This window comes from Streptomyces sp. NPDC048275 (assembly GCF_040652275.1).
Taxonomy (GTDB): domain Bacteria; phylum Actinomycetota; class Actinomycetes; order Streptomycetales; family Streptomycetaceae; genus Streptomyces.
On the sequence record NZ_JBEZLR010000038.1, the window covers coordinates 1 to 23,790 of the forward strand.

At 68.5% G+C, this 23,790-nt stretch carries 20 protein-coding genes and 2 pseudogenes; 10 read left to right on the plus strand and 12 right to left on the minus strand.

Translation table 11 applies throughout. The features are described from left to right. Nucleotides 1-94: 94 nt before the first annotated feature. From AB0D57_RS22620 to thpD, 6 genes and pseudogenes are all read left to right on the plus strand, one after another. Nucleotides 95-2,110, plus strand: a pseudogene (locus AB0D57_RS22620) (hypothetical protein); the annotation flags it as partial. Between the two features lie 159 nt (nt 2,111-2,269). Next, entirely contained in the window at nt 2,270-2,794 is a 525-nt protein-coding gene (locus tag AB0D57_RS22625; protein WP_362075693.1) for a DinB family protein, read from the plus strand. Between the two features lie 367 nt (nt 2,795-3,161). After that, nucleotides 3,162-3,701, plus strand: a complete 540-nt coding sequence (gene ectA, locus AB0D57_RS22630; protein ID WP_362075696.1) for a diaminobutyrate acetyltransferase — start codon at nt 3,162-3,164, stop codon at nt 3,699-3,701. A gap of 28 nt (nt 3,702-3,729) precedes the next feature. After that, nucleotides 3,730-5,001: a diaminobutyrate--2-oxoglutarate transaminase gene (ectB, locus tag AB0D57_RS22635; protein WP_362075699.1), complete on the plus strand. Its 1,272-nt coding sequence runs from the start codon at nt 3,730-3,732 to the stop codon at nt 4,999-5,001. A gap of 18 nt (nt 5,002-5,019) precedes the next feature. Continuing rightward, on the plus strand, nt 5,020-5,424 hold the full coding sequence (locus AB0D57_RS22640) for an ectoine synthase (RefSeq protein ID WP_362075702.1): 405 nt from the start codon (nt 5,020-5,022) through the stop codon (nt 5,422-5,424). 5 nt (nt 5,425-5,429) lie between these two features. After that, nucleotides 5,430-6,317, plus strand: a complete 888-nt coding sequence (gene thpD, locus AB0D57_RS22645; RefSeq protein ID WP_362075705.1) for an ectoine hydroxylase — start codon at nt 5,430-5,432, stop codon at nt 6,315-6,317. Between the two features lie 16 nt (nt 6,318-6,333). Here the strand turns inward: thpD and AB0D57_RS22650 are convergent, their stop codons facing one another. The 4 genes from AB0D57_RS22650 to AB0D57_RS22665 all read right to left on the minus strand — a co-directional run bounded on the left by AB0D57_RS22650 (nt 6,334) and on the right by AB0D57_RS22665 (nt 10,016). Then, nucleotides 6,334-7,434: a maleylpyruvate isomerase family mycothiol-dependent enzyme gene (locus tag AB0D57_RS22650; protein ID WP_362075708.1), complete on the minus strand. Its 1,101-nt coding sequence runs from the start codon at nt 7,432-7,434 to the stop codon at nt 6,334-6,336. 25 nt (nt 7,435-7,459) lie between these two features. After that, nucleotides 7,460-8,047, minus strand: coding sequence for a sigma-70 family RNA polymerase sigma factor (locus AB0D57_RS22655; protein WP_362075711.1), 588 nt, complete (start codon nt 8,045-8,047; stop codon nt 7,460-7,462). A 95-nt stretch (nt 8,048-8,142) separates the two neighbouring features. Further along, entirely contained in the window at nt 8,143-9,192 is a 1,050-nt protein-coding gene (locus tag AB0D57_RS22660) for an aminotransferase class V-fold PLP-dependent enzyme (protein WP_362075714.1), read from the minus strand. Between the two features lie 95 nt (nt 9,193-9,287). After that, nucleotides 9,288-10,016 carry a DsbA family oxidoreductase gene (locus tag AB0D57_RS22665; protein ID WP_362075717.1) on the minus strand — a complete coding sequence of 243 codons (729 nt, stop codon included), beginning with the start codon at nt 10,014-10,016 and terminating at the stop codon, nt 9,288-9,290. A gap of 231 nt (nt 10,017-10,247) precedes the next feature. Here AB0D57_RS22665 and AB0D57_RS22670 point away from each other — a divergent pair. Then, nucleotides 10,248-10,418, plus strand: a pseudogene (locus AB0D57_RS22670) (ISKra4 family transposase); the annotation flags it as partial. 387 nt (nt 10,419-10,805) lie between these two features. Here the strand turns inward: AB0D57_RS22670 and AB0D57_RS22675 are convergent. The 6 genes from AB0D57_RS22675 to AB0D57_RS22700 all read right to left on the minus strand — a co-directional run bounded on the left by AB0D57_RS22675 (nt 10,806) and on the right by AB0D57_RS22700 (nt 17,582). After that, entirely contained in the window at nt 10,806-11,495 is a 690-nt protein-coding gene (locus AB0D57_RS22675) for a hypothetical protein (protein WP_362075720.1), read from the minus strand. After that, nucleotides 11,492-12,004 carry a hypothetical protein gene (locus AB0D57_RS22680; RefSeq protein WP_362075723.1) on the minus strand — a complete coding sequence of 171 codons (513 nt, stop codon included), beginning with the start codon at nt 12,002-12,004 and terminating at the stop codon, nt 11,492-11,494. Before AB0D57_RS22680 ends, AB0D57_RS22675 begins: the two co-directional genes overlap by 4 nt. A gap of 14 nt (nt 12,005-12,018) precedes the next feature. Further along, the gene (locus tag AB0D57_RS22685) at nt 12,019-14,406 is read right to left on the minus strand and encodes a glycoside hydrolase domain-containing protein (protein ID WP_362075726.1); all 2,388 of its coding nucleotides are present in this window, start codon (nt 14,404-14,406) and stop codon (nt 12,019-12,021) included. Nucleotides 14,407-14,856: 450 nt separating this feature from the next. Further along, nucleotides 14,857-15,489 (minus strand): hypothetical protein, encoded by a 633-nt coding sequence (locus AB0D57_RS22690; RefSeq protein WP_362075729.1) that lies wholly within the window; start codon nt 15,487-15,489, stop codon nt 14,857-14,859. 10 nt (nt 15,490-15,499) lie between these two features. Continuing rightward, nucleotides 15,500-15,931 (minus strand): hypothetical protein, encoded by a 432-nt coding sequence (locus AB0D57_RS22695; RefSeq protein WP_362075732.1) that lies wholly within the window; start codon nt 15,929-15,931, stop codon nt 15,500-15,502. Between the two features lie 805 nt (nt 15,932-16,736). Next, nucleotides 16,737-17,582, minus strand: a complete 846-nt coding sequence (locus AB0D57_RS22700; RefSeq protein WP_362075735.1) for an IS5 family transposase — start codon at nt 17,580-17,582, stop codon at nt 16,737-16,739. Between the two features lie 190 nt (nt 17,583-17,772). Here AB0D57_RS22700 and AB0D57_RS22705 point away from each other — a divergent pair, with 190 nt between their 5' ends. The 3 genes from AB0D57_RS22705 (at nt 17,773) to AB0D57_RS22715 (ending at nt 21,198) form a co-directional block, all read left to right on the plus strand. Next, nucleotides 17,773-19,164 (plus strand): IS701 family transposase, encoded by a 1,392-nt coding sequence (locus tag AB0D57_RS22705; RefSeq protein WP_362075738.1) that lies wholly within the window; start codon nt 17,773-17,775, stop codon nt 19,162-19,164. A 264-nt stretch (nt 19,165-19,428) separates the two neighbouring features. Beyond that, nucleotides 19,429-20,670: a helix-turn-helix transcriptional regulator gene (locus AB0D57_RS22710; RefSeq protein ID WP_362075741.1), complete on the plus strand. Its 1,242-nt coding sequence runs from the start codon at nt 19,429-19,431 to the stop codon at nt 20,668-20,670. Between the two features lie 231 nt (nt 20,671-20,901). Continuing rightward, entirely contained in the window at nt 20,902-21,198 is a 297-nt protein-coding gene (locus tag AB0D57_RS22715; RefSeq protein WP_362075744.1) for a hypothetical protein, read from the plus strand. Nucleotides 21,199-21,592: 394 nt separating this feature from the next. Here the strand turns inward: AB0D57_RS22715 and AB0D57_RS22720 are convergent, their stop codons facing one another. Together AB0D57_RS22720 and AB0D57_RS22725 are read right to left on the minus strand one after the other, a co-directional pair. After that, complete coding sequence (locus AB0D57_RS22720) at nt 21,593-22,201, minus strand: DUF1349 domain-containing protein (RefSeq protein ID WP_362075747.1); 609 nt, start codon at nt 22,199-22,201, stop codon at nt 21,593-21,595. A 41-nt stretch (nt 22,202-22,242) separates the two neighbouring features. Next, a complete protein-coding gene (locus AB0D57_RS22725) occupies nt 22,243-23,772 on the minus strand; it encodes an aldehyde dehydrogenase (NADP(+)) (protein WP_362075750.1) in 1,530 nt (509 codons plus the stop codon). Nucleotides 23,773-23,790 lie beyond the last annotated feature (18 nt).

Below are 23,790 nucleotides of genomic sequence, written 5' to 3' on the forward strand. Positions count from 1 at the left end.
GACGGTTTTGATCTAGACAGTCCAGATCATCGCAGGTGGGAGGCACCCTTCTTCCGCCGGAGCGTCAGGTCACGGCCTCAGCTGAACACATGAGGTCAACGGCCAGGACGCGGACGCCGAGGACGCGGGTGCGCAGGCGCGCTCCTCGCTGGTGAGGCAGCACCTCGCCCAGTGGGCCGGCTGGGCAGCGCACCCGGGCACCGCCCCGGCGACCGTGCCCGACGCAGCCAAGGCCGACCTGTCCCGCGTCCTGCTCGTCGGCCACTCGCGCGGCGGCGAGGGCGTCAACCGGGCCGCCATGGACAGCCTCTACCCGCCACCCGCCGCACAGGACGGCTACCGGGGCCCCGTGCGCTGGAAGATCCGCGGCACCGTCCTCATCGGACCGACGATCTTCGGCCAGAATCCGGTCGCCGACGTGCCGTCCACGACGATCCTGCCCGGCTGCGACGGTGACGTCTCCGACCTCCAGGGCGAGGTGTACGTCGACGGGACGCGCGGGGTCAGCCGGGGCACCGCCCTGCACAGCGCCGTCTACATGGTCGGCGCCAACCACAACTTCTTCAACACCGAGTGGACGCCGGGCCAGTCCGAGGCGCCCTCCTACGACGACTTCTGGGAGTTCCCGGAGGACGGGCCCGACCCGGTGTGCTCCACGGGCACCCGCACCCGGCTGACCGCCGACCAGCAGCACCAGGCGGGCGCCACCTACATCGCCGCCGCGGCCCGGCTGTTCGTCGCCGGCGACGACCGGGTGCGCCCGCTGCTCGACGGCTCGGGCCGGCGCGCCCCGTCCGCCGACCCGGCCCGCGTGCTGACCCACGCGGTCGGCGCCCGCCGCACCGGCGGCTTCCTGCCCGACGCCCCGGTGAAGGTGACCGGCGGCAGGCTGTGCTCGGCGCTCGACCCCGACCCTGCCGTGGCCTGCCTGGGCCCGGACACCGAGGGTTCGTCGCCGCACTTCGCGTGGTGGTGGAAGGACAAGGAGGCCGGCCGCAGCGCGGTCGCGCTGAAGTGGTCGGCGCCGGGCACGGCGACCAAGGTCAGCCCTGCCGCTCCGGTCTCCCTCTCCGGAGCCAAGAGCCTGGCGCTGCGGGTGTTCGTGCCGCCGAACACGACGGGCACCAAGCTGGACGTGACCATCACCGACTCCTCCGGCCGCCGGGCCGAGCTCGGCCAGGTCCAGGTCGACGGGCTGCCGGGCAGCGCGCGCACCTCCTCCTACTGGGCGCGCGAGTTGCGTGTCCCGCTGACGGCGGCCACCCGCGCCCGACTCGACCTGGGGCACGTCAAGTCCCTTGAGCTGACTCCGCGTTCATCGTCCGGGCAGGCCTGGCTGATGGATGCCTGGGGCTGGGCCCCCGGCACCCCGGCGGTCAAGGCCGCTGCGCTGCCCCGCGTCGACATCGGCCGGCTCACCGCCAAGGAAGGCGACTCGGGCACCCTCACGTACCACGTCCCGGTCCAGGTCTCCGGACGCGGCAGCGGCAAGGTCCGCTTGTCCGTCCTCGACCCCGACACCGGAGAGTCCACGGACAAAGTGGTCACGGTCCGGCCCGGCGGCAAGCCCATCGACGTACCCGTGGAGGTGAAGGGCGACACACGCTTCGGCTACGACGAGCAGTACGACGTCATCGCGAAGGCCGTGCGCGGCGCCGTCATCGGCTCGTACCGGGGCGGGGTCACCGCGCTGAACGACGACCCCGAGCCCGCGGTCACCCTGACTCCGGTCAAGGACCAGGGGATCGAGGGAGACACGCTGACCTGGCAGATCTCCCTCTCCGAGCCCGCCGACGCGGACATCTGGCAGCCGGTCCGGGTGTTTCCGGTCACCGAGGGCGCCGAGCTGTCCACCAAGGACGTGGACCCGCAGTGGCTGATGGACTACTTCGGTGAACTCGCCGACCCCGAGCGCCCGCTCTCCCAGGCGAACCTGTGGGCATGGGCGGACATCTCGGCCGGGAGCACCACCGCCGAATTCTCCCTGCCGACGGTGAAGGACCAGCTGGCCGAGCCGGCCGAGTCGGTGGGCGTCGCGCTGACCGACTACGAGGGCGAGCCGCTTCCCGGCCACCCGATGCTGACGGGCACGGTGGTGGACGCGCCGTAAACCACCCTGCGTAGGGGGCAGGGACCGGACGGTCCATGCCCCCTACGTGCGCCCTCGTGAGGTGAGCCCGAGCAAACCGCGGGGACCGGAAGGACACGCGTCCGCCGGAGGGGACCGAGTACTCCCCGAAGCGCGACCGCACCGTGCAAGACTCCCCCCATGACGACCTACGCCACGCTTCCCGACGGCCGCCCCATCCCCCTCCTGACCGCCGACGAGCGGCCCATGCTGGAGAGTTGGCTCGCCTTTCACCGGGCCACCCTCGAGCAGAAGTGTGGGGGGCTCGACGACGAGCAGTTACGGTGCGCCTCCGCGGAGCCCTCCCAGCTCACCCTGCTGGGGCTCGTCCAGCACCTCGCCGAGGTGGAACGCACCTGGTTCCAGCGGGTGGCCGGCGGCGAGAAGCTTCCTGCGGTGTACGACGAGAAGTCCGGCTACCGGCTCAGTCCCGAGCGGGGGCTCGACGACGCTCTCGCGGTCTGGCGGCGGGAGATCGCCCGTGGGCAGGAGGTGTGCGCCGGGCGGTCGCTCGACGACATCGGGCGGATCCCGGACGGGATGCCGATGGCCGGCATCGAGGTCAGCCTGCGCTGGATCTACCTCCACATGATCGAGGAGTACGCGCGCCACAACGGACACGCCGACATCGTCCGCGAGCGTATCGACGGAGTCGCCGGCGCCTGATTCCGGGAATCACAGGGCTTCTCCACCCTTCTCATTCCACCCCCTCATTCCGCCTCCCCATTCAGCCCTTCTCATTCCGCTATTAATTCAACGCAGCTTCCCGTATTCGTCTGCCCGCTTTCCTCGGCCCTAAACGCCAAGATTTCGCGAACGCCAACCATGGTAATTCGGGCAGATCTCGTGACGGTTACGTGCATGTGATCGACTCCACACCGCGCTCGTTTCATCCCTTTCATGCCGGGCATACCGGGATCTTTCGGTATGCCCTCGCGCGGGCGCATGCACCCGCGTGATAACACATGGCCGGCCCGCACGTAACCCCGTCCAGCGATGCAATTTCACTTTTCTCTCGGTAAATTCAATCCGCATGACCGCCGCACAAGCAGACCTGCAAGCGGAATTCCTGGAAATGCCCGAGGGACTACGGATCGACCGTCCTGAGGTGGCTGACGGGGCCACGCTCTGGCGCATCGCCAAGGACTCCGAGACCCTCGACCTGAACTCCTCGTACAGCTATCTGCTGTGGTGCCGTGACTTCGCCGGCACCTCGGTAGTGGCACGCGCCGCCGACGGCCGGCCTGTCGGGTTCATCACCGCGTACGTACGACCCGAGCGCCCCGGCACCCTGCTGGTGTGGCAGGTGGCCGTCGACGCGGCGTACCGCGGGCGCGGGCTGGCCGCGGCCCTGCTCGACGGACTGACCGCGCGGGTCGCGGGCGAGCGCGGGCTGTCCGTCGTCGAGACGACCATCACCCCCGACAACACCGCGTCCGAGCGCCTGTTCACCTCCTTCGCGCGGCGCCACGGCGCACCCGTGGAACGCGAAGTCCTGTTCGAGACAGGGCAGTTCCCCGACGGCGGGCACGACCCCGAAGTGCTGTACCGCATCGGCCCCCTGTCGCTCTGAACCCCCCACGCTTCCGAGGAGTTACGCCGTGACCATCACCCAGCCCGACCTGAGCGTCTTCGAGACCCTGGAGTCGGAGGTACGCAGCTACTGCCGCAGTTGGCCCACCGTCTTCGACCGGGCCCGGGGCAGCCGGATGTACGACGAGGACGGCCACGCCTATCTGGACTTCTTCGCCGGCGCCGGTTCCCTCAACTACGGCCACAACAACCCCGTACTCAAACGCGCCCTGATCGACTATCTCGAACGCGACGGCGTCACCCACGGTCTCGACATGTCGACGTCCGCCAAGCGCACCTTCCTGGAGACCTTCCAGAGTCTCGTGCTGCGGCCGCGCGACCTGCCGTACAAGGTCATGTTCCCCGGACCCACGGGCACCAACGCCGTGGAGTCCGCGCTGAAGCTGGCGCGCAAGGTGAAGGGGCGCGAGGCGATCGTGTCGTTCACCAACGCCTTCCACGGGATGTCGCTCGGGTCGCTCGCCGTCACCGGCAACGCCTTCAAACGGGCGGGCGCCGGTATCCCGCTCGTGCACGGGACCCCGATGCCGTTCGACAACTACTTCGAGGGCAAGGTCCCGGACTTCCTCTGGTTCGAGCGGCTGCTGGAGGACCAGGGGTCGGGGCTCAACCAGCCCGCCGCGGTCATCGTCGAGACCGTGCAGGGCGAGGGCGGCATCAACGTGGCCCGGCCCGAGTGGCTGCGCGCCCTCGCCGACCTCTGCAAACGGCGCGACATGCTGCTCATCGTCGACGACATCCAGATGGGCTGCGGGCGGACGGGCGCGTTCTTCTCCTTCGAGGAGGCGGGGATCGTGCCCGACATCGTGACCGTGTCCAAGTCCATCAGCGGCTACGGACTGCCCATGTCCCTGTGCCTGTTCAAGCCCGAGCTGGACATCTGGGAGCCGGGCGAGCACAACGGCACCTTCCGCGGCAACAACCCCGCGTTCGTCACGGCCACCGCCGCCCTGGAGGCGTACTGGTCCGACGGGTCCGCCATGGAGAAGCAGACCCGCGCCCGCGGCGAGCAGATCGAGCAGGCCCTGATCTCCATCACCGAGGAGAACCTCGCCGACACCAAGGAGTACCGGGGGCGGGGGCTCGTCTGGGGCCTGGAGTTCCACGAGAAGCAGCGTGCGGACCGCGTGGCCCGTCGCGCCTTCGAACTCGGACTGCTCATCGAGACGTCCGGGCCGGAGAGCGAGGTCGTGAAACTGCTCCCCGCGCTCACCATCACCCCCGAAGAACTGGACGAGGGGCTGCGCACCCTCGCCCGCGCCCTACGCGAAACCGTTTGACGAGGAGGCAACAGCACCGTGATAGTCCGTTCGTTCAAGGACATCGAAGGCACCGACCGGCACGTCAGGTCGGCATCGGGCACCTGGGAGAGCAAGCGCATCGTCCTCGCCAAGGAGAAGGTCGGCTTCTCCCTCCACGAGACGATCCTGTACGCGGGTACGGAGACGTCGATGTGGTACGCGAACCACATCGAGGCCGTCGTGTGCGTCGAGGGCGAGGCCGAGCTCACCGACAACGAGACGGGAAAGACGTACACGATCACGCCCGGAACCATGTACCTCCTCGACGGGCACGAGAGGCACACCATGCGGATCAAGGAGGACTTCCGCTGTCTCTGCGTCTTCAATCCGCCCGTGACCGGACGGGAGGACCACGACGAGAACGGCGTCTACCCGCTGCTGACCGAACCCGAGGAGGTCTGAGGTCCATGACCACGATCACCGACCTGTACCCGAGCCGTGGCACCACCGAAGTGGCGATTCCCCGTCAGGACCCGGTCGTCTGGGGTACTCCGGACACGCCCGGCCCCCTCACCGCGGGCGACCTCCACACGTATGAGCGGGACGGTTTCCTCGCCATGGAGGAACTGCTCGCTCCGGACGAAGTAGCGGTCTACCACGCCGAGTTGGAGCGTCTGATACGGGACCCCGCGATCCGCGCCGACGAGCGCTCCATCGTCGAGCCGAAGTCGCGGGAGATCCGGTCCGTCTTCGAGGTGCACCGGATCAGCGAGGTCTTCGCACGGCTCGTACGCGACGAGCGGGTCGTCGGGCGGGCCCGGCAGATCCTCGGTTCGGACGTGTACGTCCACCAGTCGCGGATCAACGTCAAGCCGGGCTTCGGGGCCAGCGGCTTCTACTGGCACTCGGACTTCGAGACCTGGCACGCCGAGGACGGCCTGCCGAACATGCGGACCGTGTCCGTGTCGATCGCGCTGACCGAGAACCACGACACCAACGGCGGCCTCATGATCATGCCGGGGTCGCACCGGACGTTCCTCGGCTGTGCGGGCGCCACCCCGCAGGACAACTACAAGAAGTCGCTCCAGATGCAGGACGCGGGCACCCCGTCCGACGAGGCGCTCACCCGCTTCGCCGACCGGCACGGCATCAAGCTCTTCACGGGCCGGGCCGGTTCGGCGACCTGGTTCGACTGCAACTGCATGCACGGCTCCGGGGACAACATCACCCCGTTCCCGCGCAGCAACGTCTTCATCGTGTTCAACAGCGTGGAGAACGCGGCGGTGGAGCCGTTCGCGGCACCGGTACCCCGGCCCTCGTTCATCGGGTCGAGGGATTTCACACCGGTGCGGTGACGGGCCCTGCCCCCTCCTAGAGCCACGCCAGCGAGGCCGCCCGCTCCAGTACGTCGCGTACGGCGCCGTCGTCGCCCGACGCACCCCGGGGCACCTCGTCGGGCGCGTACCGGCCGCCCACCAGGAGGCAGAAGTCGACGGGATCCAGGACGAGTTCGGCCCGTACCGGCTCGTCCTCGGAGCCCAGCACCCACTGGGCGTCCCGGCCTCCTTGCCCGGTCACCGCGAGGAGCACCGGGGGCGCGGTGGGCCCCAGTGCCGTGCCGAGGATCCGCACGGCGAGATGGACGAGCTGCCACAGGTGGGGGTCGGGCGGCGGGGGTACGGCGAGTCCGAGGGCCCGCCCGATGTCGTCCGTGTGGATCCACGTCTCGAAGGCGCGCACGAGGAAATGGTCGGCGACGGGCAGCCGTACGCCCATCAACGTCGTGGCGTGGGAGGCCCGTTCGAGGTCCTGGGCCTCGGGCGTGGCGAGCAGCGCCCCGGCCTGCGCGGTCCAGGCGGCGGCCGTCTCCTCGGGCGGGCGCCGCCGCTCGTACGCGATCACCTCGGCGGTCCGAGCGGCCCAGGCGTCCTCCCACCCCGCCCCCTCCGCGACCGGCTCCGCCGGAACGCAGGCGGCGAGGCCCAGCCGGCCCGCCAGCGGCTCGTCGGCGGCGATCAGATGGGCGAGCGTGCTCTGCACATCCCAGTCGTGCACGACCGGCGTGCCCCACGGTCCGTGCCCGTCCGCCCCGTCCAGCTCCCGCAGCAGCGCCCGTAGGCCGGCGACGGCGGCGGCGTAGGGGGCGGCATGCGGGGCGACTCGGGGCGCAGCGGGGCGGGAGCGGAGGGCGAGCGCGAGGAGGGCGGGGGCGGGTGAGCCTGCGCTCGTCCCGGCCGGTCGCGGGTCGGTGGCTGGATCACGTCGGTGCCCGCGGGTCCCGTTGAGCGAAGCGTTCGGTGCTCCCGGCGTCCCGTCCAGCAGCCGTACCGTCTCGCGCAGTCGCCGCGCCTCCGCGGCGCAGGACTCGCACTCGGCCAGGTGCGGCGGGACCGTTTTCTCGTCGGCCGGCAGGAGGGCCCCGAAGGCCCAGGCCGCCAGGAGGTCACGTACGTCGTCGTGGTCGGTGCTCACGCCGCGCCTCCTTCCCCTGTCGCCATCATGCGCCTCTTTCCAGTGCCGGATCGGGCGGGTCGGCCAAAGACTCGGCCAATTTACGCAGCGCCGAGCGCAGCCGGGTCTTCGCCGTTCCCTCCGGGATACCCAACTCCACGGCGGCTTGGCGGTAGGTGCGGCCCGCGAAGTAGGCGAGGTGGACCACCTCCCGTTGGGGCTGCGGGAGTTCGGCCAGGGCGGTGTGCAGCAGCAGCGAGCGTTCGCGGTCGACGACCGTCTCGTCGGGGCCGGGTCCGGTGTCGGGGATGGCGTGCAGCGCGGAGTCGTCCGCACGGGTGTCCTTGCGATGCCGGGCCTCGCTGCGCACCCAGTCCACGGCCCGTCGGTGGGCGAGCATGGACAGCCAGGTGCGCAGCGAGCCGCGGCGCGCGTCGAAGGCGTACGGCCTGCTCCACAACTGCGCGAAGACCTCCTGTGCCACGTCCTCGGCGGCGGCCGGGCTACGGGTGACGCGGACGGCGACGCGCCGCACCAGACCGCCGTACGCGGCGTAGGCCTCGCTCAGCGCGGACTCGTCCCCGTACACCAGCCGTCGATGCAACTCCGCGTCCACGGGAGGTTCTTCGAGCATCGGCTCCACCGGCACCACCACCTCGTGGTGCCTTCCTAGCGCCCCGCCGAAGTCCGCGCCAGAGGGCAACCGGAGTCATCCGGGGCCAACCGGGCTCATCCGGACAGGACGTCCAGCAGCCGGTCGACATCGGCCGGCGTGTTGTACAGGTGGAAGGCCGCTCGCAAGTTGCCCGCGCGGTCGGACACTTCGACTCCCGCCTCGCTCAGACCGGGCTGCCGGTGGCCGAGTCCGGGCACCGACACGATGGCCGAGCCGGGGGCGGGCACCGGTGCGTGGCCGAGTTCGCGCAGGCCGGCCAGGAAGCGCTCGGCGAGGGCGAGGTCGTGGGCGTGTACGTTCTTGACGCCGAGCTGCTCGACGAGCTCCAACGAATGCCGGGCACCCGCGTACGAGAAGAGGCTGGGGCTCTCGTCGAAGCGCCGGGCGGAGTGGGCGAGTTCCTCGACCGGGCCGTAGCAGCTGTCCCAGGGGGCCTCACCCGCGATCCAGCCGGCGAACACCGGATTGAGCCCCCCGAGGTCCTCCGGGACGACCAGGAAGGACACGCCCCGGGGGCAGACGAGCCACTTGAAGGCGACGCAGGAGACATAGTCGTACGCGTCCGCGTCCAGGGGCAGCCATCCGGCCGCCTGGGACACGTCGACGTAGGTACGCGCCCCGTGCGCCCGCGCCGCCTCGCGGATCGCGGGCAGGTCGGCGACCCGGCCGTCCGCGGACTGTGCGGCGCTGACCGCGACGAGCGCGGTGCCGGGGCGTACGGAGTCCGCGAGCCGCTCCAGGGGGACGGCGCGCACCTTGAGGTCGCCGCGGATGTGGAAGGGGTTCACGGTGGAGCTGAAGTCCGCCTCGGCGGTGAGGACTTCGGCGCCCGGGGGCAGCGAGGCGGCGATCAGTCCGGTGTAGACGGCGACCGACGCCCCGGCCGCCACCCGGCGGCCCGGGACCCCGACCAGACGTGCGAACGAGGCGCGGGCGGCCTCGACGTCCGCGAACATGTCGGACGGCTGCCCGGCGGCGACACTCTCCACGGCGGTGCGCATCGCGGCCACCGCGCGGGCCGGCAGGAGCCCGGTGCTCGCGGTGTTCAGGTAGGTGTTCTTCGGAGCGAACTCAGCACGGACGAGGGTCTCGAAGGTCTCCATGGGACCACTGTGCTGCCCCGCGAACCCCTCGTCCATTGCGGAATTCTGCCCGGTTCCGCTAAGGAACGCTTATACATCCGCCCCGACCTGCGCTTTCACTGCTGCGGTACGGCACATCCGTCCGGGCCGCAGACCTCCGCGTTCGCGCCGTCGGCGGAAGCGTCCTGGATCAGTTTCAGCGGCGGGCGCTCGCCCCACGCCTGCGTCAGCGCCTGCGCGAAGACCTCGGCGGGCTGGGCGCCGGAGACGCCGTACTTGCGGTCGAGGACGAAGAACGGCACGCCGTTCGCGCCCAGCTCCGCGGCCTCGCGCTCGTCGGCGCGCACGTCGTCGGCGTACGCCTTCGGGTCGGCGAGGACCTTGCGGGCGGCGTCCGCGTCGAGCCCGGCGGTGACGGCCAGCTCCACGAGCCGCTCGTCGTCGCCGAAGACGGTCCGCTCCTCGGCGAAGTTCGCCTTGTACAGCAGGCCGATCAGCTCGCCCTGGCGGCCCTGCTCCTTGGCGAAGTGCAGGAGGCGGTGCATGTCGAAGGTGCTGCCCTGGTCGCGGTCCCGGGTGCGGATCTTCAGGCCCTCGGCGGCGGCCTGCGTGCCCAGGTTGTCCTGGGCGGCCTGCGCCTGTGCCTCGCTCATGCCGTACTTCTTGGTCAGCGTCGTGAGGACGGGCTGGATGTCGCTCTTGGCCCGGCCCGGGTCGAGCTCGAAGGAACGGTGCACCACCTCGACCTCGTCGCGGTGCGGGAAGGCGTCGAGCGCCTTCTCGAAACGGGCCTTGCCCACGTAGCACCAGGGGCAGGCGATGTCGCTCCAGATCTCGACGCGCATGTCTCTTCTTCTCTCCAGGATCTCGGCACTACGGAGGGACCCTAAGCGACCCTCCACTATCCTGTTCAACGTTCAACCGCACCTACTGATTCCCCACGCCCAGCTCGGCCACGGCAAGGCGCAGCACCAGATGAGTACCGGCGCGCGGACTGCTGGCGACACCGGACTCAGGCCCTGCTTACGCAAGGGCATTGACGACGCCGTCGGCTACTGAAGAACAAGGCCGCCTCCCTGCGCTACGACCTTGCTCTGAACGAGGGGTTCCCGATCGCCACCGGGATCACCGAGGGGGCGTGCTGTCACCTGGTCAAAGAACGACTCAAGATCACCGGAGCCCGCTCGGGCCCTTCCGGCGCCGAGGCTGTTCTGAATCTCCGTGCCCTGCACAGCAACGGCGACTTCGGTGCAAACTGGGCCTGGCACGAGGAACAGGAGTTCACCCGCAACCACCAGGCCCGCTCCGAGACACGCCGGGGCCTGATCACTGGAAGCCTCAATAGATCTGCACCCATCGTCAAACCGGTCAAGGATTGGTGGGTCTTCGCGCCCTTCGCGGGCGCGGGCGCCGCGATGATTCTGCTGGTGCCATTGGCCGGCATGCCTCCGCTGTGGCGGATGATGCGGCCGGAGGGCTGCGGTCCGAGTGACCTTACTGGCCGGTGATTTCACGGGTACCGGACTGTACATTCTCAGCCCGGTACCCGCCGATGTTCCTCGTTGGTCCAGCAGCTGTTCTCACCTGGAGCGCAGGGGTTTCGCCGCCCCCTGCGTGCCCGGGCGCGTTCCGCGTCAGCGGGCCTGACGCCGTTCCAGGGCGCGGGCGGCCTGGCGGCGGGCGGGGAGGGAGGCGTCCACGGAGCCGGCGCCCTGGCCGGGGGTCCGGTTCCACTGGTCGATCTTCGCGGCGAGGGCCTTCAGGCGCTTGTCCCCGGGCGCGAGGTCGATCTGGAAGTGGGACTCCTTCGGCACCTCTTCGTCCCTGCCCCAGCGCACCACGCCGTCGCATTCGGCGAGGATGTCACGCACCACGACGATCTCGTGAGGGAACAGACCGTCCTTGACCCCCAGCGGGTAGGCACCGGGCCGGATGGCGATCGCGGTGCCGGACAGATAGTTGCTTTCGAACGCGGCGGCGATGTCGCGACGCGAGGTATGGCCGGTGATGTCTTCGGACGAGAGGCTGGAGTCGATCTCGTAGAAGAACCGGCGGGCGACATAGGTCAGCACCGTCGCTACCGCTCCACCGCGCAGGGCGACCGTCACCGGGGACCCCTCGACCTTGTGGGGGGCGATGCCCTCGTAGCCGGTGACGGCCCAGCCGTTGGCGGTGGTCTTCCGCGTCCACTCCTCAGTCTGCGCCGAGGGCTGCGAGCGGCCCGCCGCATGGGCCGCCCCGGTGCCTCCGGTGACGGCCAGTCCCAGGCCTCCCGCGAGGCCCAGTCCGGTTGTGAGGACGCGGCGTCTGGTCAGACTCTTCATCGTGTTCGCTCCTGGGCCTGGTGACGGGTTCGGGGTGCGGTGGTACGGGCTGTGCGACGGCGCATGCTTCCTCGGACGGCGAGGGCGGTGCCGACGGCGATCCCGGCGAGGGCCGCGAAGATCACGACGTTCACCCAGACCGGGACGAGGTCGATATGCGTGCCGTCGCTCCAGCGGCAGTCGCGTGACAGTGGCAGGAAACCTTCGACGAGCGTGAGGTCGCCCTGCGGGCCCTCGCCCTTCGGGGGGCTGCCCGAGGCTCGCACACAGGCGTCATGGGATCCGCCAGTGTCGAAGCCGACGAACAGTCCCGCCGCGTAGGCCAGCAGACCCGCGCCGAGACCGAGAGCGATCAGCTCCAGCCCGCGCCCGGGCCCCTCGGCGGTACGGGAGAAGAACCAGCGTCGTGCGGCGAGCAGATGGAGGGCCTTGACCACGAGCAGTCCGATGCCGAGGGGAAGGGCGACGAACGCTACGACGACAAGCGCGCTCCCGGGGTCGACGTTCAATGGGCCGCTTTCTCTTAACGGGGGTCGCCGTGACGGGCCACGTAGGCGGCGCGCAGACGGTTCTCGGAACCGACGCGCTCCTGTACCGCGTCGGCGAAGCCCAGCAGGTACAACTCAAGTTTCGCGTAGGCGAGCGCCCCGGGCGCGACGGTGGGGTAGCCACCGGTGCTGTTGATGAGGTACGTGATACCCGCGATGATCAGGCTGTCGTCCTGCTGGGCCAGCATGTTGTAGGAGACGTCGACGACTCCCTGGCTGGATCCGTGGAAACGCTCGCTGTAGTAGCGCTTGAACCGGGTGAGGTTGCCGCCGTAGACGTAATGGTCACGGAACGCGGTCACAATGTCCTTGCCGCCCTTGACCGCTTTGGCGATCAGGTATCCGTCGGCGTCCTCGATCAGGTCGGAGTAACCGAAGGACGACAGGACGTCCGGCTTGGCCAGCCGGGCGGCGCAGTAGGAGCGGCCGTCGGCGTATTCGCCCGCGTCGCGCCGCCACTCGCCGTAGAAGGTCGCCAGATCCCCGCCCCACCCGGCCACATCGCCGCGGTTGGTGAGATTGCCGCCGGGCTGGACGCTCTTGTAGTGACCGCACATGGTCGCGAGCAGATGCTCCGCGCCGAGTTCGGTTCCGGTGAAGCTGTCGACGAAGCTGGATCTGACGCTCATGCCGTTGGACTTGGCGTAACTGATGAAGCCCGCGTCCGCGGTGCCGATCAGTGCCTTCCACTGAATGTCGTTGTACTCCTCGTGCCGGACAAAGTCCATGACAGCAAGGTTCGGGTCACCTGACCCGTAGGCCTGGGCCAGGCGGTACAGCTCGGCGATATAGCTGATGAAATCGTCGGTGGGAGTGCTCGCGGCATTGACCGACGAGACCCCGAAGTCGGCGCCCGTCTTGTGCACGACGCGGTCGAGGTCGAAGGTGTCGCTCCCCGCCGTGAACTGGAACTCCTTGATCTGGTTGAACGCCCAGTTCTTCGGCAGCGGAAAGCCGAGGTTGCCGGAGAAACCCCAGGACATGCCGGAGACGAACGCCCACCGCACATACGCCTCGTTGGTGACGCGGCCAGAGACATTCCGTGAGCCGTAGACGCCGGGCACATAGTGCCCGCCCTGCGAGGCGAGCGCCGACCGCACACCGTAGAAGTACGGCAGGATATTGCTGGTGATCTCGGGGTCGGTGGCGTCGTAGTCGACCGCGAAATAGATCACGGTGCCACGGTTGAAGCCGTAGTACTTGCCACGCTCGTGGGCTTTCAGTCCATGCTGATACCCGGAGGAGTACGAGAAGTCGGCGAGTACGCGGGCCCCGTACTGGAAGATGGGGAAGCAGCGCATTCCCGCCCCGAAGATGTCGCTGAGTTCGCCCGGCTGAATTTCCTTGTTCAGGGTGCCGCTCGGCTCCTCGTCCAGATAGCGGCCCACGCAGTCGTATCCGGCTGACTTGAGCGCGGCGGCACGTGAGGCGGTGATGGTGAACCGGGTGTCACAGGCCGTGGCAGCCCGGTCGGGATCGCCCATGGACACGAGCAGCTGCGCCCAGGTCTGGTAGTTGCCGTCGCCATTCTTGGGGAGCTGGGAGAATTCCTGGAACGCCCGTATGTAGGACTGCAGTTGGTCGTCGTAGGTGCTGGTGGAGGACGCTTCACGGGTCGCATCCTCGCCCTCACTGGTCTTGTACCAGGCAGGTCCGTTGAATACGGCGGCGGCGGAGAACAGCTCGACGAAAATTCCCGTGCTTCCCGCGGAGAGGGGATGCGCCCTCAGCCCAGCCTGGGTGCCCGACCCGAAGTTGCCGGTGGCGGAGTCCTCCGGTATACCGATCTCGTACTGAATGGCCTTCATGAGGGCTGTCTGTACGTCGCGGGAGTAAATTCCGTCGCAGGGAATGAAGTAGAAGGTCGACTTCTGCCAGTACCTCAGGTTCAGCCAGCGCTGAATTCCGCGAACCTTGTCGGTGCCACCGGAGACGAGCACATAGGCATCCATGGTCAGCAGGGCCTTCACGGCCTTGGGAGGCATATAGCCCCCGGAGGCTCCCTCCAAGCCCATGTCGGACTGCATGTCCTCGATGGCCGAGAAAGTGGCGGATCCCTGATATCCGTCGATGTCCCCCGCGTGATAGCCCTTGCAGAAGAATGCGGACTGAACAATCTTGATGATGTTCGTGTTCTCTTCGCTGTCGGCGAAGCCGCCGTGCTCAGTGAGCTTGGCCAGCGTGGTGGGTCCGAAGGTGTCGGACAGTGTGGTGATACCCAATTCATGCTGGAGGCCACGGATCAGGGAGTACATGGTGGACCAGCCGGTCTTGCCGTTCTCCGGACACGCGTTGTATCCGGAGACACCTTGATAGGTCGAGTTGACCCACTTCTGAGCCTTCAGGACCATCTCGTCAGCCATGGCAGGGCATCCTTTTCCGTGTGGTGTGCGCGGTGTTAAACAAGAGCCGGCGACAAAGATTGCCGATCCGCCGGAACAGTGGCCGGGCTCTGGGCGGCGCTCAGGCCGACCTCACCGGAGGAAATGAAACGCTCTGGTCAGCGCGCGGTGGCGGCGGCTGGAGCCGCGTGCGGGGCGGTCCTGACAGTGATCGGCATTCGAGTTCCCCTTCAATGTGTGCGATGGGCAGAAATCACATGGGAAGCCCTCGGTCGCTCAGTACGAGACGCGTAGAAGTTTCCGACCAGCGGGTTAACCGTGACACCCGGCACGACTAACCGGGTCGCCTGCCGCATGTTCGACTCCCTCCGCGGTGATGCCGAGCATCACCTGAGCCGGTATGTGCCAGTCCGCAAGCGCGGCAGCCGAGGTGCAGGCGCAGCGCCTCATGGCCAACCCGGCCGACGGGCCTCAGTCACTGCCGTACGGTCGTTTGTCGATCCTCTTGATGCTGATGACCGGCTTGGCGGGGACGGGCTTGCCCGGGTCGGTGGCGGTGAGTTCGGTGGGCCAGGATGCTTCGGGGGCGAGTCCGGCGCCCCTGATACGGACGTTTAGATCGGCGTCGAACCCGCCGGGGCCGGTGACCTTCAAAGCGACGTCGTAGAAGGACGTTTCCGTGCCCCGGTTGACGACGGCGACTGGGACGGTCACCCTCGAGTCCGTGACCGTGGGGCGGTAGACGGTCACGTCGCCTTCCGTCAGAACCGGGTCCTGAAAATCCTCCCTGGACGGGTCATATGGCTGGGGCGAGACCGGGTCACCGCTCGCCGCAGCGGCTGCCCGTTCACGGGCCGCCTCCTCCTGAGCCTCCTTGTCTTCTCCGCCAGGGCCGACGGCCACCGCCGGTCCGGAGGGGGGCGGTTCGGACGGGGACGGCTCCGCGGCCGGGGCCGACACCGACGCTCCGGCCTCGGCGGGGCGCCCTGTGTCGCTGCCGCAGGAGGTGATCAGGGCGCACAGCAGGGCGGCACCGAGCGCGGACGCCAGTGGGGCGCTGTGCGCCGCCCCGAGGCGACGCACAGCGGTAGTTCGATCTGTCACGGATTCTTCCTCAGTTGCAACCGGTGACGTTGGTGATCACACGGTTGATGATGTAGGTGGTGGAGCTGGAGGAGTCCTTCATGAGCGCGGTCACCTTGCCGCAGCCGCCGGGTTCCTGCCACACCGGGCCGGCGTACTGACTGAACGTGCCCTGGTCGACCTCGCAAGGAGTGGCGGTGTAGTTGTCGCAGAGTTCGAGCTTCATCCACTTGGCGCTGCCTGTGTTGTTGTCGAACAGGGCGCAGGTGTTCTGGCCGTTGCTGGGCGCCGATGTGTTCGAGTAGACCCACAGGGTGCCCAGGCGACTCGCGTCCGTCGGGAGACGCAGGCCGAGGACGATCACGTCGTAGGAGGATCCGCAGAGTGAAGCCATCGTCTGCATCTCGCCAGGGTGGGCCTCCGCGTACGCCCTGGCATCGACGCCCACGGTGGATGCGATCATGACGTCGGGAGTCGAGTCCGCGCTTGCCGAGTACGGGCTCGTCGCCAGAACAGCACCAGCGAATACTGCTCCGGCAACAACTCTGCGTATAGTGGCAGTGGAACGCATGATTCTCCTCTTGAAATCTGGGTGTTCCAACCTGAAAGGGCTCCCCGGTCATCGGTTGACGGCCAGGCCGGGAGGCCCTTTCTTCATGGGCTTGCGTCGGGAAACGGTTTCGGGCGGGACAGCGCTGCGGGTGTCAGCGCTTGCGATCCTTTGCCAGTGCCTTTCGGGCAGTACGCGATTGCACGCGAAATGCCCGATTTCAGCGCGCCGGACATGTGGCGTCGAATGCTTGCCCAAGCAGCGCCCCCATGCCACGTGGTTCAGACCACGCAGCCCTCGTCATTTATATAGACCCATGCCTGTTCGATCAAGCTTGCGAAAGTGATCCTTGACCCGCATGGCGTGACATCGGTCAACGGCACAGCGCGGGGAACATCCGAAAACCGCCGGGAATCAAGGGATGCACGGATTTCCCATGATTCCCGCGGAACCAAAATGTGGCTGAGACTCGACGCACTTCTCACGCTGCGAGTAATGCCCCGAAGTGGCAGCGGTTCGGGCGCATTAATCTGCATATGGCTGGAATTTCGGAGGATTCGCCACAGTAGTCTGCAGGGGAGCGTCAAGACACCGGAGGGTAAGCAACACCCTGACTGGGACGCAGTTCCGCTATCTCAAACGAGCGAGCGCTCCGCACACTGGGAAGACATGGCACGATCTCGTCCGCCGAGTGACTAGAGGGCGTCTGAAAAGCCTGTCAGCGGGCTGGTCTTGCGAGGCGGCGCACGAGGAGCATGGCCATGGAGAGGTAGATGGCGTTCTCCGAGCAGACGCGCAGGTATTCGTAGTCCTTCGACAGGCGACGGCATCGCCCCAGCCAGGCAAACGTCTGCTCTACCACCCAACGCCGGGGGACCACCGCGAACTGGGGCACGGCCGGTGGCGGTGCCCCCACCCGGGCCCAGGTTGAGCGGAATCCACCGTCGCGGCGCTGCACGACCTCCACAGTGATACCTGTGGCTTCCAGTGCCCACGCGTGGAAGTCAGCGCCGCGGTAGCCCTGGTCCGCCCACACGTGCCGCAGACGCGAAAAGGCATCGGCAGCGCGGGAGAACAGCACCACAGCACCATCGCGGTCGCCGACGTTGGCCGGTCTCACGCAGGTGACCAGGACGGTGCCGCGGGTGTCGACGAGCAGGTGGCGCTTGATGCCGCTGACCTTCTTGGCGCCGTCGTAACCGTGCAGGCCACCGCGCTCACTGGCCCGAACACTCTGGCTGTCCACAATGGCGGCACTGGGAGTGGGATCACGGCCAAGCTGCACCCGTTCGCGTTCACGCAGTGCCGTCAACATCCGCTCCCACACGCCATCCTTCTGCCAGCGCCGCCAGTAGTGGTAAACCGTCTGCCACGGCGGTAAATCATGCGGCAAGAGTCTCCAGGCGCAGCCGGCCCGCAGCCAGTAGGCCAGCGCGTTGAGGATCTCCCGCCGCGAGTGCTTCGCTGGTCGCCCACCAGACTTGACCGCCGGAACCAGCGGAAAAAGAATCTCCCACTCCGCATCAGAAAGATCCGTCGAGTGACGGGTACGCAGCCCGCACACCCCAGCCCCCGAAAATGCGCCACCGCCCGGCTACCAGGCAACTTGCCCGCTGACAGGCTTTTCAGACGCCCTCTACCGGTAGTTCGTTAAATCCGGCGGTGGTGCGGGTTGACGGCAGGTCGGGTTGGTCGTAGGTCGGTGTTAGGAGTCAACTGCTCTGCTGGAGGCTGCAGATGACCGCTCGCCGTCCGTGTCCGCCCGCGCCGGGGCCGTTGGAAGAGTACGCGGACCGGTTCGACGACCTCTTCTTCAGTCTCGCGCAGCGGCGGGGGTTTCGCGAGTATCTGACCGGGCTGCTGGCGCCGCGGGAGCGCAACAAGACGATCACCTGCCTGGCAGGCGCGGAGCCGGTGACAGGCGTGGGGATGCCGGGGGTGCAGCGGCTGCAGCCTCCTGTCCAAGTCCCCCCTGGGACGCCGAACAGGTCAACGACCGGCTGCTTGAACTGCTGCGCGAGCAGCCGGCGACGGCTCCGCACGACGGCGGGGTCATCGTGATCGACGACTCCGGGGACCGCAAGGACGGCACAGCCACCGCGCACGTGGGCCGGCAGTGGCTGGGCCGGTATGGCAAGACCGACAATGGCATCGTCACGGTGACCACGGTGTGGACCGACGGCCGCGTGTACTACCCGCTGCACGCGACTCCTTACACCCCCGCCCACCACTTCGCCCGCGGCCGGTCCGATCCGGCCTTTCGCACGAAACCGCAGCTGGCCGCTGCGCTCGCGGCCCGCGGGAAGGAGGCGGGCTTCGACTGCCGGGCTGTGGTCTCCGACTGCGCCTACTCGGTCAGCGACGACTGGTATCTCGCACTGCGCGAGGCCGGCCTGGCCTATGTGGTGACGCTCAAGCCTCGCAACGGTGTCTGGGCCCTGGTCGACCAGCCGCACACCCCCGTTGAGGCCGCCCACGCCCTGGCCTGGAGGGATGCCGGTCGTCCCGGCGACTGGACGGCCGTGGAGCGTCACTTCCGCGACGGGCACACCGAGACCTGGTGGGCCGCTGACGCCCGCCCGGGCGGCTACGGCCCCAACTCACCCTGTCGGCTGGTCGTGGCCACCACCGACCCGGCCGGCTTGCCGGAGAAGGCCACCTGGTACTTGGCCACCAACCTGCCCCACCCTGAAGCCCCCCACGCCGCCACCAGCCCGCACCCGCCGGCCGACCTCGCCGAGACCGTCCGCCTCTACGGACTGCGGCCGTGGATCGAGCAGAGCTACAAGCAGGTCAAAGACGAACTCGGCTGGGCCGACTTCCAGGTCCGCACCGACCGCGCCATCCGCCGCCACCAGACCCTGGTCAACTGTGCCTTCTCCTTCTGCTGGGACCAGTGGTTCGCACCACCCGGGCCCCTGGATGCCACCGCGCCGGACCCGTGCCCCCACAAGGGGCCAGAGAGGGGGCCCAGCCATACCCCAACAGCCCCAACTTCCTTGCTGGCCCCAGGCCTTATGGGCCGTTCGTTCCTGGCTCACCCCCGCCATCACCCTCAACCGGTGGTAGCGAGCCTGGACGGACACGGACCCGCCCTCCGAGCTCCAGTCCCTGATCAACGCGGTCACTACCGGACACGGTCTTGACCTCTACTGCCGGATTTAACGAACTACCGGTACTGCGGTCTCGCACTGTTCGGCGGGAAGGCCGCCGCACGGCTGACAGGTGTTGTGAACGGCTGACAGCGCTGACAGTAAAGCCCCGTACTCACTTCCCTGTCCGAGGGAGTTGAGTGCGGGGCTTTCTCCGTTTCTGGCGGCGCATCAGATGATCTGGCGAGCGGTCCGGCTTGACTGATCAGAGTTGCCCGTCGACGGCGGGGGCATACGCTTGACGTGAGGTGAGTGTCGATGTCCACAGGGTTGGCAGACAACGTCAGGAAGTTCCGCCGTACGGCTGGACTGAGCCAAGAGGGCTTGGCTGAAGCGGCGGATCTCTCGCTGAGCACCGTGCGCAAGGCAGAGCAAGGCGGGCACGTCAGCATGGACACGCTTGCTGCCCTTGCCCGCGCGCTGGGGGTCTCGACGTCTGCCCTGTTCGCCACGGAAGCCCCGAAGTCCGTACTTGGCAAGGAGGATGAGGCGAACCGTCGCTACCTGGCGGAGCTGAGGCGGGCTCTCATGCCTCCCGTCGGGCTTTCGGTGCCCCTTTCTGAACCCGGTGATGCCGGGGAATTGTCCGCCATCCGCCAAGGCGTGCAGGACGGTCACGCGCTCTACCAGGCGGACCGGTACACGTCTGTAGCACGCAAGTTGCCCGACCTGCTGCGTTCCTCCGAGGCCGCCGTTGCCGCCCTCGAAGGCGAGGAGCAACAGCACGCCACGATCGCGCGGGCTCATGCGCTGCTGCTCACAGGCAAGTACCTGACTCAGGTCCGGCAGTACGACATGGCCTATTTCGCGCTCGCTGAGGCCATCCGCCTTGCCCGCGAGACCGGCCAGACCCAGTTGGCGGCAACGGGAGTTGTGGGGCTGTGCTGGCTCTTGCTACGACAGGACCGATTCGACGAGTCCGAACAGCTTGCAGCGCAGACGGCAGCGGAGATCGAACCGCGCATGTCCGGAGCAACACCCGCGAACCTCGCTGTGTGGGGTGAACTGTGGCTGAGGGTTGCGGCGGCATCAGTGCGCAACAACCGGCCGGACGTAGCGCAGGAAGCCCGCAGGATGGCACGAACCGCCGGGGGCGCGCTGGACGGTGAACACCTCGACTTCCCTTCTCACTGGGGTGCGTTCGGTCCCGTCACCGTTGAGGCGAAAGCCGTAGAAGACCTGTCGCTGATCGGCGATTCGCGGGGCGTGCTCCGTCGGGCCGATGACGGACCGCTGAGCGCCAAAGCGGTACGGAACTACGGGACGTTGAGCCCCAACAACTGGGGCCGTCACCGGCTGGACGTTGCCCGCGCTCACGTCGTGCTCGGGTCGCACCAAGACGCCATGGATGAGCTGACCCGCATCCGCCGTACGTCCAGCGAGTGGATGACCCATCAGCCCATGGCCCGGCGCGTGATGGCGGACATCCTCAAGACCCGCAAGCGGACGCTGACGGAAGACATACGCAGCATGGCGGCTCATCTTCGGGTTGCCGGGTAGACGCTACGGAGCGTGGTAGATCGGTCGCGCAAGGCGCTGAACTACCGCTGCGAGCACATGGATTGAGCTTCCGAGCGCCCGTAGGTTCCCTCTACCGAGTAACCAGTAGAGGGGGCCGAAGCGATGCAGAGAACGGACAGCGACCGGCAGCAGCGGCGTGACCTTGCCGATGTGTCGTCGGGACACCGACCCCGGTTACTGCCCTGGACAACAGAGGACGGCAAGCGATGCTTGCTGAGCACCGACGACGAAGGCGGGTTCATGTCCCGGCTTGCCGACGACTTCGAAGCCGCGCAGCTCGCCCTGGGCGCGGACACACTCACGGAAGCATCCAAGGTGCTGGACGACCCCATGTCCACACATGCCGAGGTGCGCTACACGCTGCTGCGTCTGACGGAGTGTCTGACTGACGCACTGCGGATCGCACAGAGCCGAGGACTTCGCCTGTCCGTGCCCGAGAGCAGCGAAGACGAAGAGGACGACGAAGCCGACGACAGCTCCGTACAACCCGCTGAGGCGTCCGCATGAGCCGTGCCGTTCTGCGCTACGCCCCCCACACGATCCGTCATGAACCGGAAGGCGGAGTCACCTTCGAAGCCTTCTGCGTGACACCTGGCTGCGACGAAAATTGGCTCGCGGGAAGAGCAAGAAACGGCGCAGGACTGGTGTCTGCGCCACACCGGACGCACCAGTCATGGCCTCTTCCGCCGAGTCGTGACGTTCGGCCATGTGGCGGGCGGGGTCCCTTCAGCCCTGTCACAGAACTACCAGTTACGAGTATCCGGTGGACGGGCTGAAAGATCACACCCCGGCCGGGGATATCCAGCCCGTCCGGCGTTTGAGGACGAGCCCTTCGGGCGAAGGCGGGGGTCTGGGGGCGGAGCCCCCAGGGATAGGACGGGTAGGGGCGGCGGGGGCGAGATCAGCTGCCGTCCCTCAAGTCCTTCGGCCAGTTGGGGCGGAACTCGATTCCGTCGTACGTGACCACGCAGCCCTCCCCCAACGGCGACTGCGTCATGAAGCCGACGAGCGCGTCGGAGGTCTCCTTCTCGTCACCCAGGGTGAAGAGGCGGATGAAGGTCCACTTCTCGCCGTCGCGGGAGGCGTGGAACGCGAACGCGCGGCCGGTCCGACTGATCCGCAGCCAGACGGAACTGCCCTCCACCGTGAAGGAGTTCGCGTCGTCGGAGTGCCCCCGGGTGACCACCGTGCAGACGGTGGCCACATCCGGGGAGTACTCCAGGCAGAGCTTCGCCCAGGCCCGCTCCCCCACGTGGACGTAGAGGACACCCGCGTCGAAGGAACCCGCGAAGCCGACCGTGACGCGGGCGATCAGCTGGAAGTCGCCCTCCGGCGCACCAAGGAGGCGCGGTGCGTCGGAGGCCGGGTCCAGCGCCTCACCGGTGGGCGGCACGAAGCGGTCCTGGCGAGGACCCGCCCAGCCGGTGAGCATCCCGTCCTCGTACGACCAGTGCCCGTCGGGCCCGTACGTGCGGAGAGGGAAAGGGAGTTCGGGGAGTTCGACATCCATTGAGTGAGTCTCTCAGGTCAGTGCCGCGCCCTTGACGACCCCTACCGCTCCAGTCGGCCGTCGTACCGGCGGGGCAGCCCCAGCGGGTTGTCGTCCCGCAGCTCCGGCGGAAGAAGCGCCTCGGGGGCACCCTGATACGCCACCGGCCGCAGCCACCGCTCGATCGCCGTCCCGCCGACGGAGGTCGACGTGGACGTGGTCGCCGGGTACGGCCCGCCGTGGTGCTGGGCCGGGGCGACGGCGACACCCGTCGGCCAGCCGTTGACCAGGACGCGCCCGGCGAGCGGCGTCAGCTCGGCGAGGATCTCCGCGCCGCGCCCCTCGCCCGCCGCCTCCTCGGTGGAGAGCTGGACGGTCGCGGTGAGGTTGCCGGGGAGGCGCGAGAGGACCGCGCTGGCCTCGGACTCGTCCTCGTAGCGGGCGACCACGGTGAGCGGGCCGAAGCACTCCTCCAGGAGCAGGTCGTGCTCACCGGAGGCTGCGAGCTTCTGCGCGGGGACCGTCAGGAAGCCGGGGCTCACCGTGTGGTCACCGCCCGAGCCTGGAGTCACCGGTGCCTCCACCTCGGGGAGTTCGGCGCGCTCGGCGACCCCGGCGATGAAGTTGTCGCGCATGCGGTGGTCCAGGAGCACGCCCGCGTCGGTGTCGCTGACGGCATCCGTGAGGGACTTGAGCAGGCGGTCCCCCGCCGCGCCCGCGGGTGCCAGTACCAGGCCCGGCTTCACACAGAACTGGCCGACGCCCAGCGTCATCGAGCCCGCGAGCCCGGCGCCGATCGCCTCGGCCCGCTCGGCCGCCGCGGCCTCGGTGATGACGACCGGGTTGAGCGAGCCGAGTTCGCCATGGAACGGGATCGGTACGGGGCGCGCGGCCGCCGCGTCGAAGAGCGCCCGTCCGCCGCGGACGGAACCGGTGAAGCCGGCCGCCGTGATCAGCGGGTGCTTGACCAGCTCGACGCCCGCCTCGAAGCCGTGCACGAGACCGACGACACCCGCCGGGATGTCGTGCTGGGCAGCGGCCCGGCGCAGTACGGCCGCGACCAGCTCGGAGAGCCCCGGGTGGTCGGGGTGCGCCTTGACCACGACCGGGCACCCGGCCGCCAGCGCGCTCGCGGTGTCGCCGCCCGGGACCGAGAAGGCGAAGGGGAAGTTCGAGGCGGAGTAGACGGCGACGACGCCCAGCGGCACCTTGTAGCGGCGCAGGTCCGGGATCGGCGGGGTCGCCGTGTCGTCGGGGTGGTTGATCACGACGTCGAGGAACGCACCCTCGTCGACGATGCCCGCGAAGGCGCGCAATTGGTAGCAGGTGCGGGCGAGTTCGCCGGTGAGCCGGACCGGGCCGAGCGCGGTCTCCGCGTCGGCGGCCTCGACGAGCTGTTCCTTGGCCCCTTCGAGCAGGTCCGCGGCGGTGCGCAGGAAGGCCGCACGCACGGTGCGGTCGGCGAGGGCGCCTCGGGCGGCGTGCGCGGCGCGGACGGCCTCGTCCACTTCCTGGGCCGTGGCCTCCACCGCAACCTGCTCGCGCTGCTTCCCGTTTCGGGGGTCGACACTCCAGACTGGTGCTGCTGACACCGCGGGTCCCTCCAGATG

Coding starts and splice junctions, on each gene's coding strand:
- thpD (WP_362075705.1), top strand. CDS start 5,430: ATGACCACGATCACCGACCTGTACCCGAGCCGTGGCACCACCGAAGTG.
- AB0D57_RS22665 (WP_362075717.1), bottom strand. CDS start 10,016: ATGCGCGTCGAGATCTGGAGCGACATCGCCTGCCCCTGGTGCTACGTG.
- AB0D57_RS22710 (WP_362075741.1), top strand. CDS start 19,429: ATGTCCACAGGGTTGGCAGACAACGTCAGGAAGTTCCGCCGTACGGCT.
- AB0D57_RS22720 (WP_362075747.1), bottom strand. CDS start 22,201: ATGGATGTCGAACTCCCCGAACTCCCTTTCCCTCTCCGCACGTACGGG.
- ectA (WP_362075696.1), top strand. CDS start 3,162: ATGACCGCCGCACAAGCAGACCTGCAAGCGGAATTCCTGGAAATGCCC.
- AB0D57_RS22695 (WP_362075732.1), bottom strand. CDS start 15,931: ATGATCGCATCCACCGTGGGCGTCGATGCCAGGGCGTACGCGGAGGCC.
- AB0D57_RS22655 (WP_362075711.1), bottom strand. CDS start 8,047: ATGCTCGAAGAACCTCCCGTGGACGCGGAGTTGCATCGACGGCTGGTG.
- AB0D57_RS22675 (WP_362075720.1), bottom strand. CDS start 11,495: ATGAAGAGTCTGACCAGACGCCGCGTCCTCACAACCGGACTGGGCCTC.
- AB0D57_RS22685 (WP_362075726.1), bottom strand. CDS start 14,406: ATGGCTGACGAGATGGTCCTGAAGGCTCAGAAGTGGGTCAACTCGACC.
- AB0D57_RS22625 (WP_362075693.1), top strand. CDS start 2,270: ATGACGACCTACGCCACGCTTCCCGACGGCCGCCCCATCCCCCTCCTG.
- AB0D57_RS22660 (WP_362075714.1), bottom strand. CDS start 9,192: ATGGAGACCTTCGAGACCCTCGTCCGTGCTGAGTTCGCTCCGAAGAAC.